This is a genomic window from Brachybacterium paraconglomeratum, from assembly GCF_039541415.1.
GTDB lineage: Bacteria > Actinomycetota > Actinomycetes > Actinomycetales > Dermabacteraceae > Brachybacterium > Brachybacterium paraconglomeratum_A.
In genome coordinates, this window is the sequence record NZ_BAABGE010000007.1 from 39,951 (window position 1) to 56,031 (window position 16,081).

Genomic DNA, 16,081 nt, shown 5'->3' on the forward strand with positions numbered 1-16,081 from the left:
GCAGTTGTCTCGAATTGCCCCTGGTGGCGGATACGCCCCGCCGGAGAAGTCGAGGTCATTGCCGAGGATGGCGAGCCACCGTACGGTGGCCGGATGACCAGCCTGCCGCGTGTGGCTCCCTTCCTCCCGCCAGCCGACTTGCCTGTGGACCTGCGGCGTGTGGAGCTGCTGTGTGCCCGGCTGCGTCCCGAGGAAGGTTTTCAGCTCGAACGGATCGACTGGGCGATCGGACGTGGACCCCGGGGCGAGGGCTGGGACAATGCGCTCTGGCCGGTGGGTCAGCTGGAGGGTCGCCCGCTGGTGCTCAGGGTCGCGCGGCGGGAGTCCGCCCGGGCGCTGCTGGGCCGTGAGGTGACGGTGCTGCGACGTCTGCGCGGGCTCGGGATTCCGTTGCCGATGGGGTTGCCGGTCATCGTGGCCACCGCTGATGATGCCGTGCTGGTGCGGTGGATCGATGGCAGCACCGCGGATGAGGCGCCCCAGATGATCCGTGTGCAGGCCGCGCAGGACCTCGCTCAGATGCTCGCCACGATCCATTCGGGACCTGCACCGGAGGTCGGCCGCAACCCGGCGCGCGGCGTCCCGCTCAGAGAACGGGCTGCTGCCTTCACCGCTGATCTGGACCGGGCCGACCTCACGGATGCCCTTCGCGAGCGGGCAGCGGCTGAGTGGAGCGCCGGGCTGGCCGCGGCACCCTGGGAAGGCCGGGAGCTGCTGCTGCACGGAGACCCCCATCCTGGCAATGTGGTCGTGCCTCTGCCGGGAACAGGGAGACGGGCGTCACTGATCGACTGGGGCGACACCACGCGCGGAGATCCGGCCAGCGACCTGGGAGGCCTGCTGCTGCACCTGCCCTCCACCGCACTGCTGGAGAGCTACCGGGAGACGGCTGCCTGGACCGGGATCGACGACGAACAGATCTGGGAGGCACTGGTCTCCAGGGCGTGGGCGTGGGGATCGCGGATGGCTCTCGCTCTGCTCACCGCCTATCCGCCGACGCACCCTCTGGGCGCTGCCGGGCACCGGCTGCTGTCGAGCTGAGGCTGGGCACCTCAGCGCCACGCATCGTCGTCGGCGGTGGCATGGATCAGCTCCTCGAGCCGCGCTCTGAGGTCCTCCAGGTCGTAGCACCCCAAGAGGTCCAAGACCTGCTCGAAGACCTCGAGTTCCTCCTGGATCGGTGTCACCCAGAAGGGATCCACGGCCTGGGTGCAGTTCACCAGCTCTGATCCGATCACCCGCAGCTCCTCGACGCATTCCCAGCGCTGACCGCACTGCAGCACCAGGTCGAAGAAGGATCGCGTCGCTGCGGCAGGGATCATCGGCTCACCGAAGGTGGTCGTGATATCCGACGTGGTCAGCAGCCGGTGAGCAGGCAGATCGAAGAGCACCAGCTCATGATCCTGCGCGAGGCGTGCCAGGGTGGCAACTGCCGCCGGTTGCGGACCATCCAGCTCGAGGGTGAGGACCTCACCCCAGAGGGTCCCGAACTCAGCGGGCACCTTCCAGGGACTCACCCGGCCGGCTGACGACGCGTGGAGGGCCGGTGCCGCCTCCCGGCAGAACGTCATCACGGCAGGATCCTGGTCGGGGATGGTGCCCTCTCGGGACCAGGCGATGCCGTGGCGGATCATCCGGGAGGAGTAGTCCCGGCAGGCGGATGCCGAGTCCATCGGTGTAGGCCCAGGCCAGAGGACGAGCGTGCGTATCATCGCGCGTCCCTCCTTCGGCGCGTTCGGCGCGGTGTACGCCCAGGGGAGAAGGGCGGTTTCGGGGTCGGGGATGGGTTCGTGGCGCTCATGGGTGGAGCATGCCTCGTACGATGTGAGCACCGTCGTGCTCATGCACACCGTGCTGGTCAGCGGCCTGCAGAACGTTTCCTCCACAACGCGGTGCAGCTCACGCGGTGCAACTGCTGCAGCGTGGGGGTAGGAGGCCGCGGCTGTCCAGACGGCGGTTCGCGGCCGCATCGAGCGGCCGCGTCGAGGAGGAGGCGGTCCCGATGCAAGGAGTCTGCTGCGGGTCCACCGGGTGCATGACGCCATCGACGATCAGCCCTCCGATGAGGTTCGGCGCCCGGTCGTGGGAAATCACCAGGACCTGCAGCGGCCGAGCCACGTAGAGTGGACCCGCCATGACCACGCCTTCCTCGACGCCTTCGTCCGCCTCCGCTTCGACGTCCGGTCCCGCGTCCGGTCCTCCGTCGGCCCCGACCCCCGAGACCTCCGGGCTGCGCCTGAACTATCCCGCGGAGCTCCCGGTCTCCCAGCAGCGGGGCGACATCCTGGACGCGCTGCGGAAGCACCAGGTGGTCGTGGTTGCAGGTGCCACCGGCTCCGGCAAGACCACCCAGATCCCCAAGATGCTGCTGGAGCTGGGATACGGCAAGCGCGGGAAGCTGATCGGGCACACTCAGCCGCGCCGGATCGCCGCCCGTTCGGTCGCCCAGCGCATCGCGAGTGAGCTCGGCGAGAAGCTGGGGGAGGGGACCGTCGGCTTTCAGGTCCGCTTCACCCGCGAGACCAGCCGCAACGCCCGGCTGAAGCTCATGACCGATGGCATCCTGCTGGCCGAGATCGGCCGTGACCGGCTGCTGAAGCGCTACGACGCGATCATCATCGACGAGGCCCACGAGCGGTCCCTGAACATCGACGTGATCCTCGGCTACCTGCGCCAGATCCTGCCTCAGCGGCCGGATCTGAAGGTCGTCATCACATCGGCCACCATTGATCCCGAACGCTTCGCCGAACACTTCGCGAGCACCTTGCCGTCGGGCGAGAAGCGGCCCGCCCCGATCATCGAGGTCTCCGGCCGCACCTATCCCGTCGAGATCCGCTACCGCCCGCTCATGCTCGAGGCTGAGGTCGAGGAGGACGACGAGCTCGAGGACATCCACTCCGTCGAGCGCGACCTCACCCAGGCGATCACCGAAGCGGTCGACGAGCTCGCCGCCGAGGGGCCCGGCGACATGCTCGTCTTCCTCCCCGGAGAGCGCGAGATCCGGGAGATCTCCGAGGCGCTGACCACACACCTCAGCCGCGGCACCCGGGGCCGGGCCGCCCTGCCGGTCGAGGTCCTGCCGCTGTTCGGGCGGCTCTCCGCCCAGGACCAGCAGAAGATCTTCTCCCCGCCGAAGGCCGGCACCTACCGCCGCCTCATCCTGTCCACGAACGTCGCCGAGACCTCGCTGACCGTCCCCGGCATCACCTACGTGATCGACTCGGGCCTGGCCCGAATCTCCCGCTACTCCCAGCGCACCAAGGTGCAGCGCCTACCCATCGAGCCGATCTCCCAGGCCAGTGCCAACCAGCGCTCGGGCCGCTCCGGGCGCACCTCCCCAGGCATCGCGATCCGGCTGTTCTCCGAGGAGGACTTCGAGGGTCGCGACGAGTTCACCGAACCGGAGATCCTGCGCACCTCCCTCGCCTCGGTGGTGCTGCTGATGACCTCGCTGGGGCTGGGGGACGTGGAATCCTTCCCCTTCGTCGAACCGCCTGCCACTCGCGCCATCACTGACGGGGTGCGGCTGCTGGAGGAGCTCGGCGCGATCGAGGACGCCCCGGGCGAGCCCGGCGGCCGCAGCCTCACACGCGTCGGCCGTACCCTGGCCCGCTTCCCGCTGGACCCGCGGATGGCACGCATGCTGATCGAGGCGCACCGCCTCGGCGCACTGCGGGAAGTGCTGATCATCGTCGCCGCGATGTCGATCCAGGACCCTCGCGAGCGACCGCTGGGCCAGGAGCAGCAGGCCAAGGAGAAGCACAAGCGCTTCGAGGACGAGACCAGCGACTTCCTCGCCTATCTGAACCTCTGGAACCATCTCCAGGAGCGGCGCAAGGCGCTGTCGAACTCGGCCTTCCGCCGCGAGGTGCGCTCCGAGCACCTGCACTACCTGCGGATCCGTGAATGGTGGGACCTGCACACCCAGCTCAAGGACATGGCCAAGGACGCCGAGCTCACTCGCAACGACAACGATGCCTCACCGCAGGCCATCCACCAGGCGCTGCTCGCCGGGCTGCTCAGCCACGTCGGCCTGCAGGATGACCGCACCCGCGAGTACGCCGGTGCGCGCGGCGCACGCTTCGCGCTCTGGCCCGGCTCGGCCCTGGCCAAGAAGCGACCCGACTATGTGATGGTCGCCGAGCTCGTGGAGACCTCCCGGCTCTGGGGCCGCACCGCCGCCCGGATCGATCCCGCCTGGGCGGAGGAGACCGGCTCCCACGTCGTCAAGCGCTCCCACTCCGCCCCGCACTGGTCCTCGAAACAGGCCTCCGCGATGGCGCATGAGAAGGTCTCCCTGTTCGGCGTGCCGATCGTGGCCGACCGTGTGGTGGGCTATGGCCGCATCGATCCTGAAGCCGCTCGGGAGATCTTCCTCCAGAACGCCCTGATCGAAGGGGACTGGCGCACCCGCCACCACTTCTTCCGCGACAACCGGGCCTTGATCAAGGAGCTCGAGGAGCTCGAGGCGAAGACCCGCCGCCGCGATCTGCTGATCTCCGATGAGCAGCTGTTCCGCTTCTACGACGAGCGGATCCCCGCCTCCGTCGTCTCCGGCACGCACTTCGACTCCTGGTGGAAGACGCAGCGCCACGAGACCCCGGAGCTGCTCACCCTCACGGAGCAGGACCTGCTCGCGACCGACGAGAGCGCGCGGGAGACGATCGCCGCCCATTTCCCCGACACCTGGGTGCAGGGCGACATCACCCTGCCGCTGAGCTACTCCTTCGGCGACGTCGGGTCCACGGGCGTCGACGGCGTCACCGCGACCGTGCCGCTGGCCGTGCTGAACCGACTGCAGGATCGAGGCTTCGACTGGCTCGTGCCGGGCATGCGCGAGGAGCTGGTCACCGAGCTGATCCGTTCCCTGCCCAAGCCCATTCGTCGCCACCTGGTCCCCGCCCCGGAACGCGCCAAGACGGTCGCCGGGACGCTCCACGACGAGGATCCCGATGCCGGGGAGCTGTTCCTCGAGGCTGTCGCCGATGAGCTGGTCGCCCTGCCCGGCGTCCCCGACGACCTTCCGCTGTACGGCCCCGAGTTCGACCTGGCGAAACTCCCCCCGCACCTGCGGATGCACTTCCGCGTGGTCGACGACAAGGGTAGGCAGATCGGCACCGGTGACGACCTCGAGACGCTCAAGGGCCGGCTCAAGCAGCGCGTGGACGCCTCGGTCTCTGCCCAAGCCGACGGCCTGGCCCAGAAGGATCTGCCGAGCTTCCCCGCCGAGGGCGTGCCAGCGATCAGGGAGTCCACCGTCGGCGGGCTGAAGGTCACCGGCTATCCGGCGCTCGTGGCGCGCCGCGCAGAGGACGGGCGCCTGCGGCAGGTGGACCTCGCCGTCCTCGCCACCGCCGATGAACAGGCTCTCGCTCACCGCGAGGGCGTCATCGCCCTGCTGGACCGCGACCTCGGAGCCGATCTCGGCGCGGTGCTGAACGCGCTGCCGAACCCGACGAAGCTCGCCGTCGCGGGCTCGGACTACGCCTCCACCGCCGCGCTGCTCGCCGACGCCTCGACAGCGGCGACCGTGCACCTCGCCGGCACTGCGGCGGTGCGCACGCGGGCGGAGTACGACGCCCTGCTGGACCGCGTGCGCTCCCAGCACCTCGCGCTCGCCGCCCAGGCGGTGAAGGATGCGGCGGCGGTCCTGGCCACCGCCGCGAAGCTGTACAAGGAGCTCTCGCGGGCTCCGTCCCTCGCGGTGCTCTCCCATCTCACTCAGATCCGGGAACATGCCGCGTCGCTGCTGGGCGACGGGTTCATCGCCCGCACCGGGATCACGCACCTCCCGGACCTGCGCCGCTACCTCCAAGCCGATGCCATCCGCCTGGACAAGCTGCCTGGCGATCCGCGCCGGGACGAGCAGCTCGCCTGGCAGATCAGAGATCTCGAGCAGCACTGGACGACGCAGAAGGCGAAGCTCTCCGCCCGCCGACGTGCCGAGTCCGCCGCCCGCGAGATCGACTGGCTCCTCGAGGAGTTCCGGGTGAGCCTGTTCGCCCAGACCCTGGGCACGAAGCAGACGGTCTCGGACAAGCGGATCCGCAAGGCGATCGCTGAGCTCGCCTGAGACCGGGCAGGAGACCGGGTCGAGAGCTCCCTGCTTGCGGGCGCGACGCGCGCCCACCGTGCAGCGGCGGGGCCTGGCGCGTGGCGCACAGCACCCCCAGCGTGTCTGCAGGGTCACGTGACGGAACTTTTACCTGTCGTCTCCACGAGGGATGACGCCCAGAGCACCGGACAGGCCGGGGAGGGCCACTGCAGTGAGATGACCGGCAGCGACGCCGACGTCTCGCCACTCGGGCGCAGGGCGTGCTTCGGTCATGGCTCCCACAAGAGGGGACCGACCACGTCGTGGCGCGGTGTGATCGACGTGACCTGCACCCTTCCCTCGCCGTGATCGCTTCGTTACCTTGGCACAGCTCGGGATGACCGGGCACCGCCCACCGTCTCGGAACGAAAGATCCCCCACCTCATGGCATCTGCCTCCACCGTTCGTACCGCCTCCGCCTTCTCTCGCCGGAGCCTCATCTCTGCTGGTGCCGTCGGCGTCGCCTCCGCGGCGGCGTTCGGTGTCCTTGCCCCGGCTTCCGCAGACGAGGTCGGTGTGGAGCCGTCGACCAGTGCCGAGGAGTGGACCGAGGAGTTCTTCACCCGCGCCGAGACCCGTGAGGGTTTCGTGGTCGATGCGATGGACGACTGGCAGCTCGCCAACGCGAAGTTCATCATCGCCGCGGTGAAGGGCCACGGCCTCGGGGAAGAGGTCGCCGTCATCGCCCTGATCACCGCGATCGTCGAGTCCTGGCTGTACAACTACGAGCCGGCCGTGGATGCGGATTCCGGCGGCCTGTTCCAGCAGCGTCCCTCGATGGGCTGGGGCACCTATGACCAGGTGCGCCATAAGCAGCACGCCCTGAACGCCTTCCTCGGGCTCGCGGAGGACACCGACGCTCCGGGCCTGCTCCAGGTCATCCCCGACGTCACGTACTGGGAGTCGGGCACCGCCGCGCAGACGGTCCAGTCGTCCGCGCATCCGGAGCGCTATGCGGAGCAGGTCGCCGCAGCACGCCAGATCTGGGAGCGCTGCGCCGCCGACGTGGAGCCCTTCACCGCCTGAGGTGTCGCGGGTGTGATCACAGACCCAGGGTCGCGTCCTCGCACGGCTCGGCATCGACCCGGACGTCGGTGATGCGCAACTCTCCATCGATGTAGAGCTGCAGCCGGGACCCGCTCGGGCCCTTGCTCTCCAGCCAGTAGGCGGCGCCGGAGCTCTGCTCGCGCCCGAGGGTCGTGAAACCGTGCTCCTTCAGGACCGGGTCCAGCGCCTCGCGCCAGGGGCCCCAATCCCGGCCCTGGCCGGGTTCCGGGTAGAGGACGTCGTCCGCCGTCCAGATACCCGGCCGGTAGCGGCAGTCCTGCGCGCCGGGTTCGATGATCCCCTGTGCCCCGCGCTCCCAGGCCAGCGGGCGTACCGAGGTGAGCGCCTCGAGGACGTCCACCGCCACGACCTCGTACTGCGCCACCGCTTCCTGTGCGGGCAATGCCGCTCCATCGCCTCCGCATCCCGCCATCACGAGCAGCACCGCTTCGAGCAGCGCGGCGCGGCGGGGGAGGGGCCGGCGGCATGCCGGCCGTCGCTCACCCATGGGCGGCCCCCAAGTCGATCCCGCTGCCGGCGGTCGCGTCATCGGGGAACTCCAGCGCCAGACGCACCGATCCGCGCCGTTCCGGCGTCGAGGGCTCGGTCGCGAGCAGCAGCAGATCACCGATCCCCTCCAGCTCGGTCACGTCACCGGGGCGCATCGTCACCTCCTGTGCGCGCTCCGCGCCGGACACGGACAGGCGCAGCACTGCGTACGGTCCGCCCTCGTCCGCGAAGGTGCGGAAGACCCCCACCCGGAGCGCACCGTGCGTGAGCTGGCCGGTCTGCTGAACGACGTGCCGCGTCCACATCGGCTCATACCCCGATTCCGGTCATGAAGATCGAGGTGGCGTACGCCGGATCGTCGGGGTCGATCCTCACCTCGTAGGCGGTCGAACCGTTCGGCCCGTGAGGGTTGGTCAGGATGATCTCGCCGCTCTCCTCGTCGTAGCCGAAGACCTGGTAGACGTGGGCGGCCACCAGGTCGTCGCGCGCCGGCCCGATCGGCATCAACGGGTCGGTCATCACCGTGATCGGGCGGCCCTCATCGATCGCCTGCCTGTACTCGTCGAAGGAGGGCTGCCCGAGGGAGTCCGATTCCTGGGCGGACTCGCCGGTGATCATCTCCAGGCCGGCGGCAGGGGTGTCCGCGGAGACGGCCGAGGGCCGGCCGTCATGGGCATTGATCATCGCCATCTCGTAGAGGGTCGCCCAGCTGGGATCGCCGGTGCCGTCATCCATGGTGCCGTTGACGCCGAGGTCCTCGGGGCTGACGGGGACGTCCTGCCACTCGCCGTCGATGAAGAGCCGCACTCCCCAGCCGTCGGAGCCCGGCGGCTCGCCGACGCCGCTGATGTTCTCGCCCAGGAGTCCCGGATCCGTCTGCTGCACGGCCATCAGGGCGGCGAGGTACCAGCAGGCGCCGAGCGAGCCCTGGTTCACGAGGGAGGACTCGATCTCGTCCTGACCGATGTCGACCTGGGCGGGATCCCACCGGGGATTCTCCTCGGTGTACCGCGTGCCGCGAAGGCTCTCGGGATCGCCGGCCTCGATGCGGTCGCGCCACAGGTCACCGACAGCTGCTGACGACTCCGCTCCCAGAGCTGCCGGAAGTCGTCGGCGTCGGAGCCCTCCCAGCCGACGCCGACCACAGCGGCCTGCAGCGCCTCGGCAGTCCCTGTGAGCTGCCCGTCGTGATCTCAGAATCGGCGCGCGAGCGCCACCAGTTCTGCCGTATCGGCCCCCCAGAACGTCATGCCCGAGGATCCCACGAACGATGTGATGCACGCAACGCAGGGCCGGGGCGGGCGATGTGCAGGCCCTGATCGGCACGGCTGCGGGCTCGACTGGTGCTCCGTCCGGGCTCGGCGCGGCGTTCTGTCGTTCCCCGGTGCCGCGCCCTGTCCCTACAGAGTCGTCGATTTCGTTAGGCTGTGCCTCATGTCACCGTCGCCATCCGTGAGTTACTCCATCACGATCCGTCTCGAGTTCGCCGCCCGCTCTGCCGCCGTCAGCGACATCACCAGCCGCATCGAGAGACGGGATGCCACCGTCACCGCGCTCGATGTCTCCGCCTCCGGGCCGGAGCGGATGCGTGCGGATATCACTGTGCTCACCGCGGGCCATGACCACGCCATGGAAGTCGTCGACGAGCTGCGCGGGATCGAGGGCGTCGAGCTCGGCAAGGTCTCGGACCGGACCTTCCTCGCCCACCTCGGCGGCAAGCTCACCGTCGAGTCCAAGCTGCCGATCCGTCACCGCGACGACCTCTCGATGATCTACACCCCCGGCGTGGCGCGAGTGGTCAAGGCGATCGCGGAGAATCCCGAGGACGCACGGCGCCTGACCATCAAGCGCAACACCGTCGCGGTGGTCACCGATGGCTCCGCCATCCTGGGGCTCGGGGACCTCGGCCCGCTCGCCGCGATGCCGGTGATGGAGGGCAAGGCCGCGCTGTTCAAGCGCTTCGCCGGCATCGACGCCTTCCCGATCTGCCTGGACGCCCACTCGGTGGATGACATCGTCTCCCACGTGAAGGCGATCGCGCCGGTCTTCGCCGGCATCAACCTCGAGGACATCTCCGCCCCGCGCTGCTTCGAGATCGAGGACCGGCTGCGCGCCGAGCTCGACATCCCCGTCTTCCACGATGACCAGCACGGCACCGCGATCGTGGTCGTCGCGGCGCTCCGCAACGCCCTCCGCGTGGTCGAGAAGGACATCGCGACCGCCCGCATCGTGCTCTCCGGAGCAGGAGCGGCCGGCACCGCGATCCTGCGCCTGCTGCGCGCCGCCGGCGCCCGCGATGTGGTGGTCACCGACATCGACGGGATCGTCCACGAGGGCCGCGCGCAGCTCGAAGGGCGCCTGCCCTGGATCGCCGAGGTCACCAACCCGCGAGAGCTCACCGGCACCCTCCGCGATGCGGTGGTCGACGCCGACGTGTTCATCGGAGTCAGCGCCGGGAACATCCTCACCGCCGAGGACGTCGCCACCATGGCCGAGCGCTCCATCGTGTTCGCGATGGCGAACCCGACCCCCGAGATCGATCCGGCCGAAGCGGTCAAGCACGCCGAGGTGGTCGCGACCGGTCGCAGCGACTTCGCGAACCAGATCAACAACGTCCTCGCCTTCCCCGGCGTGTTCCGCGGGCTGCTGGACGCCCACGCCACCCGGGTCAGCGATCGGATGCTGCTGGCGGCGGCGAAGGCACTCGCCGATGTCGTCTCCGCCGACGAGCTCAACCCCACCTACATCGTGCCCAGCGTGTTCCACGAGGGCGTGACCAAGGCAGTGGCAAGCGCCGTCGAGACCGTGGCCCGCGAGGAGGCCGGCACGGTCGACACCATCACCGGTGCGATGACCGCCGTCTACGCCGACGAGATCACGCTCGAAGGCTGAGAAGAGATCCTGAGCAGGAGAACGGCGCGCACCGGAAGGTACGCGCCGTTCTGGCGTCTGTTCGCCCTCTGCGAGTCAGCGTGCGCTGAGCTCGACCGCCTCGTCCTCGGGATCGACCTGGTGCTCGGCGGCGGCCCGTCGCAGCACCCGTTCACCCGCCCAGGCGGCGACACCGAGCGCGATGCCGACTGCATCGAAGAGGACATCGGCGGCGTCGCCGCTGCGTGAGGGCAGGGCCACCAGCTGGACCAGCTCGATCAGCACGGCATGCGCCAGGGCGACGATCACCACCCAGCCCATCGGGAATCGCTTCCGCGGTGCCAGCACCCGGCCCGCAGCGAAGACGGTCAGCGCGAACACCAGCAGATGCACGGCCTTGTCGATCCCGGGCGCCCCGACACCCGGGGTGCCTTCCGGCAGCGAAGGCAGGTAGAAGCCGATGTTCAGCAGCAGGGCCAGAGTCAGCAGGCCCAGCCTCCACGCCAGCAGGCCACCTGCGCGCTGGATCTCCGAGGGCAGGCGGCGGATGAAATCGACGACGACGTCCATGGCCAGCATTCTTCCAGCCTCGCGGCGCGTGATCCGGGAGGCGAGGCCGTCCCACGGCCGCAGGGCTTGCGGGGCGCTGGCAGGAGAGGAGGCGAGCCGCAGAAGGGAGCGGTGCAGACGGGGAGGGTGCCGGTACGATCGAGGCATCTAGTCATCTAGCCAGGGAGCAGTCATGTCCTCCACCTCCGACCCGTCCCGGATGGACCCTTACAGCGACGATCCGGGCGCGGCGCCCGGCAGCACCGCAGTGCTGGACCGTCAGCTGCAGGAACAGGACCAGAAGACCGACGACGGCGATCACGACCGCTTCGCGCATTACGTGCGCAAGGACAAGGTCACCCAGGCCGCTCTCGGCGGCACCCCGGTGATCGCGCTGTGCGGGAAGGTGTGGGTGCCCGGCCGGGACCCTGAGAAGTACCCGGTGTGCCCGGAGTGCAAGGAGATCTTCGAGGGGATGCGCGAGCCGAACGACGGCGGCGACGGCAAGGGCGGCTCCGGCAAGGGCGGCGGCTTCCGCGGCTTCTTCGGCGGGCGGCGCTGAGCCGTCAGGAGCCGCGCCGGACCTTCCTCACACCGCGTCCGTCGGCGGGTCGTCACCCGTCGGCGGTACGGTGGTCAGCGCTGTGAGTACCCCTTCTCTTTTCTCCACGAGCGATCCCCGCCAGCCCTCTGAGGCGGCCGCGAGATCGCTGCCCGTCGCGTACCCAGAACGTGCGGCCTGGGGTACCGTCCCCAAGCTGCGCGCCTGGCAGTCCGAGGCGCTCGAGCTGTACCGCGCCCGGGCCCCCAAGGACTTCCTGGCCGTCGCGACCCCCGGCGCCGGCAAGACCACCTTCGCGCTGCAGATCGCGGCCGCTCTCCTCTCCGAGGGCACCGTCCGCCGCATCACGGTGGTCGCCCCGACCGAGCATTTGAAGACCCAGTGGGCCGACGCCGCCGCGCGCGTGGGCATCTCCCTGGATCCGAACTTCTCCAACGCCCAGGGTGCCCACGGCAGCCACTATCAGGGCGTCGCGGTGACCTATGCGCAGATCGGCATGCACCCTGCGCTGCACCGCGCCCGCACCGAAGCCGACCGCACACTGGTGATCCTCGATGAGATCCACCACGCCGGCGACGCTCGCACCTGGGGCGATGGCGTGCGAGATGCCTTCGATCCGGCCACCCGACGGCTCGCGCTGACGGGAACCCCCTTCCGCTCGGATGATTCGCAGATCCCGTTCGTCACCTACGAGCAGGACGGCGAGGGCTTCCTGCGTTCGAAGGCCGACTTCACCTACGGCTACGGCGAGGCGCTGCGCGACCACGTGGTGCGACCGGTGCTGTTCATGACCTATTCCGGCCGGATGCATTGGCGCACCAAGACCGGAGACGAGGTCTCCGCCCAGCTCGGTGCGCTCGAGACCAAGGACATCACCCAGCAGGCCTGGCGCACGGCGCTGGACCCCAAGGGGGAGTGGATCCAGTCGGTGCTCTCCGCGGCGGATCGCCGCTTGACCGAGGTGCGACGCCATGTGCCCGATGCCGGCGGGCTGGTGATCGCCACCGATCAGAAGGCCGCCCGCTCCTACGCAGCGACTCTCCAGGACATCACCGGCCAGGCACCCACCGTGGTGCTGTCCGACGAAGTCGCAGCGGGCAAGCGCATCGAGGACTTCGCCGCCTCCGACGACCGGTGGATGGTGGCGGTGCGCATGGTCTCCGAGGGCGTGGACGTGCCCCGCCTGGCCGTCGGTGTTTACGCCACCTCGACCTCGACCCCGATGTTCTTCGCCCAGGCCGTGGGCCGCTTCGTGCGCTCGCGAACCCGGGGCGAGACGGCGAGCGTCTTCCTGCCCACGGTCCCGATCCTGATGGGCCACGCCGCCGAGATGGAGGCCGAGCGCGACCACGTGCTCGATCGCCGCCCGAAGTCGGGGGACGAGGTGACCGGCCTCGAAGAGAGCTTGATCGAGGAGGCGAACCGTCCCGAGCAGACCAGTGACCAGCTGGAGATGTCCTTCGAGGCGCTCGAATCCGAGGCGTCGTTCGATCGGGTGCTCTTCGACGGCGGCGAGTATGGCGCAGGCGGCATGGTGGGCAGCGAGGATGAGCAGGAGTTCCTGGGCATCCCGGGGCTGCTGGATGCTGATCAGATGCGCGAGGTGCTCCAGCAGCAGCAGGCCCAGCAGCAGGCGCGCCGCCAGAAGAACGGCGTCGCGAACACGCCGGTCACGCCGGGCGTCGTGGACCATCGCCAGCTGATGGAGCTGCGCAAGGAGCTCAGCGCGCTGGTCTCCGCCTGGGCGAAGAAGTCCAGCACCCCGCACGGCTCGGTCCACAACACGCTGCGCAGCCGCAGCGGCGGCCCGGCCGTCGCCCAGGCCAGCGCCGAGCAGATCCAAGAGCGGATCGGGATCGTGCGCGGCTGGTTCGTCGGCCGCCGCTGACCCGGGCAGACCCCGTTCAGCGCAGGAGCCGCTCGAGGTGCGAACTGCTCAGCGCAGGATCCGCGCGGCCTCCATGCCGTCGGTGAGAGTGGGGATCGCGACCGGGCCGTCGGGCCCGTCATCGGCGGAGAATCCGAGCTCGGCGATGGACTCCGCATGCCGCGTCCTTGCGGCGTCCACCAGCGCGGGGGCACGCAGCTCCTGGACCGGTTCTCCCGCCAGGAGCAGCGGCGTCTGCAGCGGCCGCAGCGAAGTGCGGGCCCAGTCAGGATTCGCAGACCCTGAGGTCAGCTCCGCCGTGAGCTCCCGCTCGAACTCGGCAACCTCTGCCTCTCCGGGCAGCACCAGTTCAGCATGGGCGCGACCTCCCACCAGCATCCGATACGCGGCCTTGCCGGCGCCGAGGGTGGCTTTCCCGCTGGAGCGCTTCCCGACGGGCTGCATCGTGCCGTCGGCACTCTCCCGCTCGACCAGCTTGTAGACGAAGCCGGGAGCGGGATGCCCGCCACCGGTGACCAGGCGGGTGCCGATGCCGTAGCCGTCCAGCGGCACGTCCTTCAGCTCCTCGACCCGATACTCGTCCAGATCGCCGGTCGCGGTGACGCGGGTGGCGGTCGCCCCGAGGGAGTCCAGCAGCGCACGCACCTGCACGGCCTGCTCGCCGAGGTCACCGGAATCCAGGCGCACGGCACCGAGCTGCGGCCCGGCCAGCTCGACCGCGGTACGCACCGCAGCCTCGACGTCGTAGGTGTCCACGAGCACTGTCGTCCCCACCCCCTGGGAGGCGAGCTGAGCGCGGAAGGCCTCCTCTTCGGTGTCGAACAGGAGCGTGAAGGCGTGGGCGGCGGTGCCGGCGACGGGGATCCGGTAGTGGGCGCCGGCGGCGAGGTTCGACGTGGAGGCGAAGCCGACGACATAGGCGGCGCGGGCCGCGGCGATCGCGCCGTCCTCATGCACCCGGCGCCCGCCCATCTCGATGCAGGGCCGACCGCGGGCGGCGGTGGTCATCCGGGAGCCGGCGGAGGCGACGCCGCTGTCATGGTTGAGGATCGAGAGCACCACGGTCTCCAGCAGCACCGCGTTCTCGAAGCTGCCCTCGATGCGCAGCACGGGGGAGCCGGGGAAGTAGAGCTCGCCCTCTTCATAGCCATGGACGTCACCGGTGAACCGGTAGTCAGCAAGATGCTCGAGCGTCTCCTCCTTCAGCACGCCGGCCTTGCGTAGATAGCGCAGGTCAGCGTCATCGAAGCGGAAATCAGCGATGGCATCGAGCACGCGCCCGGTACCGGCGAGCGCGCCATAGCGGCGCCCGTCGGGGAGCGAACGGGTGAACACCTCGAAGACGCAGCGCCGCGAAGCGGTGCCGGCCTCTCGGGCGGCCTCCAGCATCGTCAGCTCGTAGAGGTCGGTGAGCAGGGCAGAAGTCACCTGTCCACCGTAATGCGTGCCGCGTCCGCAAGAGGCAGGGCGCGCCCCGTAGACTCGTTGCGTTGTGTCTCGATCTCAGAAGACACGACGGAGCTCAGGAGGAATGTGCATGCCGGTGGAGATGTCGCGGGCGGACCCGGCGACGGGGACGCGCACCGCCCTCTCTCCCGACGTGGAGGTGACAGCGGAGACGGACGGCCCCTGGCGCACCGTGGTCTGGAACGACCCCGTGAACCTCATGAGCTACGTCGTCTTCGTCTTCCGTCGCTACTTCGGATACTCACGCCTGGTGGCGGAGCAGCTGATGATGCAGGTCCATGAGGACGGCCGCGCGATCGTCTCTCACGGATCCCGAGAGCGGGTGGAGACCGACGTCCAGGCCATGCACTCCTTCGGGCTGCGGGCCACGCTCGAGAAAGCGGGGGAGGACTGATGGCGCACGCATTCCGGCGCCGCCCCGACGGCAGCCTGGCCTGCCGGCTCGACGGCGAGGAGAAGGCGATCCTCACCCAGGTCGCTCAGGAGACGGCGGATCTGATCCGGGCCGATCTCGGGATCGATGCCGAGCGGGACGTGCTGCGACGCGCCGCCGAGAGCGAGGACCCGCTGCGCCGGCTCGAGGCGGAGTTCGCAGGCCGTGACGCGCGGGAGCCGTCGGACTCAGCGGTCAAGCGACTGTTCCCCGCCGCCTCGGAGGACCCGGAGCTCGCCGCGGAATACCGCCGGCTGGGTCAGCAGGACCTCGCCGAGGCGAAACTCGCAGACCTCCGCACGGTGATGCAGCTGCTGGACGCGACCGGAGGCGGGCACAGCGAGATCGTGGTCGATGACGCGGGGGCGATGTCGATGCTGCGCGCCCTGAACGACGTACGGATCGTCCTCGCCGACCGCCTGGGCCTCGAGCGCGACGGGGACTTCGACACCGTGCGGATGCTGCAGCAGATCGGCGAGCGGGTCGAGGGTGCGGAGCGCTCCGGGGACGAGGAGCATGTGAGCTCCGACATCGTGATCGCCGTCTACGAACTGCTCTCCTGGCTGCAGGAGAGCCTCCTGCGCGCGCTGGATTGAGTGTGTGCAGAGTGTGAAACGGCACGCAGTGAGCGTGCCATCACTGCCGTGGACGGCTGTCCGG

The 16,081-nt window shown here is 69.6% G+C and carries 14 protein-coding genes; 8 read left to right on the forward strand and 6 right to left on the reverse strand.

The features are described 5' to 3' along the window. Positions 1-93 precede the first annotated feature (93 nt). A complete protein-coding gene (locus ABD893_RS09460) occupies positions 94-1,041 on the forward strand; it encodes a phosphotransferase (protein WP_345078867.1) in 948 nt (315 codons plus the stop codon). 11 nt (positions 1,042-1,052) lie between these two features. Here the strand turns inward: ABD893_RS09460 and ABD893_RS09465 are convergent, their stop codons facing one another. Further along, on the reverse strand, positions 1,053-1,712 hold the full coding sequence (locus ABD893_RS09465; RefSeq protein ID WP_345078870.1) for a hypothetical protein: 660 nt from the start codon (positions 1,710-1,712) through the stop codon (positions 1,053-1,055). Between the two features lie 422 nt (positions 1,713-2,134). On the opposite strand from ABD893_RS09465, the gene hrpA reads away from it, so the two are divergent. Next, the gene (gene hrpA, locus ABD893_RS09470) at positions 2,135-6,073 is read left to right on the forward strand and encodes an ATP-dependent RNA helicase HrpA (protein WP_345078873.1); all 3,939 of its coding nucleotides are present in this window, start codon (positions 2,135-2,137) and stop codon (positions 6,071-6,073) included. A 405-nt stretch (positions 6,074-6,478) separates the two neighbouring features. Further along, complete coding sequence (locus ABD893_RS09475; protein ID WP_345078876.1) at positions 6,479-7,120, forward strand: hypothetical protein; 642 nt, start codon at positions 6,479-6,481, stop codon at positions 7,118-7,120. A 16-nt stretch (positions 7,121-7,136) separates the two neighbouring features. Here the strand turns inward: ABD893_RS09475 and ABD893_RS09480 are convergent, their stop codons facing one another. The 3 genes from ABD893_RS09480 to ABD893_RS09490 all read right to left on the reverse strand — a co-directional run bounded on the left by ABD893_RS09480 (position 7,137) and on the right by ABD893_RS09490 (position 8,977). Further along, complete coding sequence (locus tag ABD893_RS09480) at positions 7,137-7,544, reverse strand: hypothetical protein (protein WP_345078879.1); 408 nt, start codon at positions 7,542-7,544, stop codon at positions 7,137-7,139. A 97-nt stretch (positions 7,545-7,641) separates the two neighbouring features. Next, entirely contained in the window at positions 7,642-7,956 is a 315-nt protein-coding gene (locus tag ABD893_RS09485) for a hypothetical protein (RefSeq protein ID WP_345078882.1), read from the reverse strand. Between the two features lie 4 nt (positions 7,957-7,960). Further along, positions 7,961-8,977: a C2 family cysteine protease gene (locus ABD893_RS09490; protein WP_345078885.1), complete on the reverse strand. Its 1,017-nt coding sequence runs from the start codon at positions 8,975-8,977 to the stop codon at positions 7,961-7,963. Between the two features lie 108 nt (positions 8,978-9,085). Between ABD893_RS09490 and ABD893_RS09495 the strand changes: the two genes are divergently transcribed. Continuing rightward, positions 9,086-10,543: an NAD-dependent malic enzyme gene (locus ABD893_RS09495; protein ID WP_345078888.1), complete on the forward strand. Its 1,458-nt coding sequence runs from the start codon at positions 9,086-9,088 to the stop codon at positions 10,541-10,543. Between the two features lie 75 nt (positions 10,544-10,618). On the opposite strand, the gene ABD893_RS09500 is transcribed toward ABD893_RS09495, so the two are convergent. Further along, on the reverse strand, positions 10,619-11,092 hold the full coding sequence (locus tag ABD893_RS09500) for a VanZ family protein (protein WP_345078891.1): 474 nt from the start codon (positions 11,090-11,092) through the stop codon (positions 10,619-10,621). Positions 11,093-11,264: 172 nt separating this feature from the next. Here ABD893_RS09500 and ABD893_RS09505 point away from each other — a divergent pair, with 172 nt between their 5' ends. Together ABD893_RS09505 and ABD893_RS09510 are read left to right on the forward strand one after the other, a co-directional pair. After that, a complete protein-coding gene (locus ABD893_RS09505; RefSeq protein WP_345078894.1) occupies positions 11,265-11,633 on the forward strand; it encodes a DUF3039 domain-containing protein in 369 nt (122 codons plus the stop codon). A gap of 70 nt (positions 11,634-11,703) precedes the next feature. Beyond that, positions 11,704-13,521 carry a DEAD/DEAH box helicase gene (locus tag ABD893_RS09510; RefSeq protein WP_425548364.1) on the forward strand — a complete coding sequence of 606 codons (1,818 nt, stop codon included), beginning with the start codon at positions 11,704-11,706 and terminating at the stop codon, positions 13,519-13,521. A 48-nt stretch (positions 13,522-13,569) separates the two neighbouring features. On the opposite strand, the gene ABD893_RS09515 is transcribed toward ABD893_RS09510, so the two are convergent. Next, a complete protein-coding gene (locus ABD893_RS09515) occupies positions 13,570-14,949 on the reverse strand; it encodes a nicotinate phosphoribosyltransferase (protein ID WP_345078899.1) in 1,380 nt (459 codons plus the stop codon). Between the two features lie 109 nt (positions 14,950-15,058). Here ABD893_RS09515 and clpS point away from each other — a divergent pair, with 109 nt between their 5' ends. After that, entirely contained in the window at positions 15,059-15,382 is a 324-nt protein-coding gene (gene clpS, locus ABD893_RS09520; RefSeq protein ID WP_345078902.1) for an ATP-dependent Clp protease adapter ClpS, read from the forward strand. Beyond that, positions 15,382-16,017, forward strand: coding sequence for a DUF2017 domain-containing protein (locus ABD893_RS09525; RefSeq protein WP_345078905.1), 636 nt, complete (start codon positions 15,382-15,384; stop codon positions 16,015-16,017). Before clpS ends, ABD893_RS09525 begins: the two co-directional genes overlap by 1 nt. Positions 16,018-16,081 lie beyond the last annotated feature (64 nt).

Excerpts from the sequence above, each read along its gene's own strand:
- ABD893_RS09460 (WP_345078867.1), top strand. The coding sequence starts at position 94 with ATGACCAGCCTGCCGCGTGTGGCTCCCTTCCTCCCGCCAGCCGACTTG.
- ABD893_RS09465 (WP_345078870.1), bottom strand. The coding sequence starts at position 1,712 with ATGATACGCACGCTCGTCCTCTGGCCTGGGCCTACACCGATGGACTCG.
- hrpA (WP_345078873.1), top strand. The coding sequence starts at position 2,135 with ATGACCACGCCTTCCTCGACGCCTTCGTCCGCCTCCGCTTCGACGTCC.
- ABD893_RS09475 (WP_345078876.1), top strand. The coding sequence starts at position 6,479 with ATGGCATCTGCCTCCACCGTTCGTACCGCCTCCGCCTTCTCTCGCCGG.
- ABD893_RS09485 (WP_345078882.1), bottom strand. The coding sequence starts at position 7,956 with ATGTGGACGCGGCACGTCGTTCAGCAGACCGGCCAGCTCACGCACGGT.
- ABD893_RS09495 (WP_345078888.1), top strand. The coding sequence starts at position 9,086 with ATGTCACCGTCGCCATCCGTGAGTTACTCCATCACGATCCGTCTCGAG.
- ABD893_RS09500 (WP_345078891.1), bottom strand. The coding sequence starts at position 11,092 with ATGGACGTCGTCGTCGATTTCATCCGCCGCCTGCCCTCGGAGATCCAG.
- ABD893_RS09505 (WP_345078894.1), top strand. The coding sequence starts at position 11,265 with ATGTCCTCCACCTCCGACCCGTCCCGGATGGACCCTTACAGCGACGAT.
- clpS (WP_345078902.1), top strand. The coding sequence starts at position 15,059 with ATGCCGGTGGAGATGTCGCGGGCGGACCCGGCGACGGGGACGCGCACC.
- ABD893_RS09525 (WP_345078905.1), top strand. The coding sequence starts at position 15,382 with ATGGCGCACGCATTCCGGCGCCGCCCCGACGGCAGCCTGGCCTGCCGG.